Source organism: Actinotalea ferrariae, from assembly GCF_019733465.1.
Taxonomy (GTDB): domain Bacteria; phylum Actinomycetota; class Actinomycetes; order Actinomycetales; family Cellulomonadaceae; genus Actinotalea; species Actinotalea ferrariae_A.
The window spans coordinates 1-2,001 of sequence record NZ_JACVQL010000350.1 but is presented as its reverse complement, the minus strand read 5'-3'; the positions used below and the strand labels follow the sequence as shown (position 1 = coordinate 2,001).

Below are 2,001 nucleotides of genomic sequence, written 5' to 3'. Positions count from 1 at the left end.
ACCGTGGGGGACGAGCTCGTCGAGCCCGGGCGTGCGCTCAGCCCCGGCCGCACGCACGACGCCGACGCGCACGCGCTCGCCGCGGCCGTTCGCGAGGCGGGTGCGACGGCGGTCCGCGTGGGCCCCGTGGGTGACGACCGCGCCGCGCTGCGCGAGGTGCTCGCGGACCAGCTCGTCCGGGCGGACCTCCTGCTCCTCACGGGCGGCCTGAGCGACGGGCCGTGGGACACGGTCACGGACGTGCTCGCGCCGCTCGGCACGGTGCGGTTCGACCAGGTGGCGATGGCGCCTGGTCGGCGTCAGGGGTTCGGCACGGTGCTGCCCTCGGACGAGGAGGCCCTGTGGCCCGAGTCCGCCGGGGGCACGTCCGCGCTGCGCGAGCGTGCCCGCGTGGACGGCGACGTCGCCGACGGCGACGTGCCGGACGAGGACGTGCAGGGCGGGGTGCCCGTGTTCGCCCTGCCGGGCCACCCGGTCGAGGCCGTCATCTCGTTCGAGGTGTTCGTTCGGCCGGCGCTGCGCGCGATGGCCGGTCAGTCCGAGCTGTTCCGGCCGTCGGTCCGGGCCGCGGCGGCGCGCTCGTGGGCGTCGACCCGCGGGCTGCGGCAGTTCGTCCCGGCGAGGGTGACGGGGTCGCCGACCGACGGCTACGTCGTGACGCCGGTCGGCGACCCGGCGGACCCCGCCCTGACCGACCTGGCCGACGCGAACGCGCTCGCCGTGGTCGGCGAGGACACGACGGTCGTCCGCGCGGGTGATCGGCTCGCCTGCCTGGTCCTGGAGGGCTGAGGTGGCGCGCGGGTGGCCGGTCGTGCTGCGCGAGGGCGACGTCGTCCTGCGTCCGCTGCGACGCCGTGACGCGCGCGACTGGCTCGGGGCGCGCATGCGCAACGCGGCCTGGCTCGAGCCGTGGGAGGCGACGTCCCCCGAGCCGTTCACGGGGCAGCCGCCGAGCTTCCCGGAGTTCGTCCGGACGCTCGGCGCGCAGGCGCGGCAGGGATCGGCCCTGCCGTTCGTCATCGAGTACCGCGGCGAGCTCGTCGGCCAGCTGACGGTCTCGACGATCGTCCGCGGGTCGCTGTGCTCGGCGAGCATCGGGTACTGGATCAGCCAGCACGTCGCCGGCCGGGGGATCACGCCCACCGCCGTCGCGATGGCGGTGGACCACTGCTTCGGTCCCGTCGGGCTGCACCGGGTCGAGATCAACATCCGCCCCGAGAACGCGGCGAGCCTGCGCGTCGTCGCGAAGCTCGGCCTGCGCGACGAGGGCGTGCGCGAGCGGTTCCTGCACATCCAGGGGCAGTGGTGCGACCACCGCACCTTCGCGGTGACCACCGAGGAGGTCCCCGACGGCCTCCTCGCGCGCTGGCGCGCGTCGCGTCAGGGCTGAGCCGAACGACACCGGTGTCGTTCACGTCCCCGACACGCCGCCCACCCTCCGGTCCGGCCACCCCGCGCGCGCCTACGGTCGTGGCGTGAACCAGGCCGGGCTCGTGGTGATCGCCATGGCCGGGCTCTGGATCGCGTACCTGGTGCCGCACCACCTGACGTACCGCCAGCAGCTGCTGGAGGCGCGCGCGGACGACCGCTTCTCGGAGCGGCTGCGCGTGGTCCGGGTGCTGCGGGTGGCCGAGGCCACGGACCGTCCCGTCGGGCGGGCCGTCCGGCCGGAGCCTTTGCGGCTGCACCCGGTGAGCAGGCAGGCGGACGAGCGCGCACGACGAGGAGTGAGCCCCATGGAGCGACCGCACGGCACCAGCGACCGGGTCGCTGCCGACCTCGTCCGGCGTTCGGCGGCCGAGCACGCGCAGCGTGCCGCGCACCTGGCCCGCCGGTCCGCCGCCGCGCGGCGTCGAGCCGTGCTCACGCTCGTGCTCCTCGTCGCCGTGCCCGCCGCGTGGGCCGCGGTGCCGCTCGCCTCCCTCAGCGTGCTGGTCGGCGTCGTGCCGTCGGTGCTGCTCCTCGCCGTGCTCGTGGCGGGCCGGCGCGCGGTCGTCGCGG

2 protein-coding genes and 1 pseudogene are annotated in these 2,001 nt (G+C 76.4%); all 3 read left to right on the top strand.

The annotated features are described in order from the left end of the window. Positions 1 to 789 (top strand): molybdopterin-binding protein (locus tag ICW40_RS19580; RefSeq protein ID WP_260459482.1); only part of this gene is annotated, 789 nt, incomplete at its 5' end. A gap of 1 nt (position 790) precedes the next feature. Beyond that, positions 791 to 1,390, top strand: a complete 600-nt coding sequence (locus ICW40_RS19575) for a GNAT family N-acetyltransferase (RefSeq protein WP_221655657.1) — start codon at positions 791 to 793, stop codon at positions 1,388 to 1,390. An 85-nt stretch (positions 1,391 to 1,475) separates the two neighbouring features. Continuing rightward, positions 1,476 to 2,001 (top strand): annotated as a pseudogene (locus ICW40_RS19570) (hypothetical protein); the annotation flags it as partial.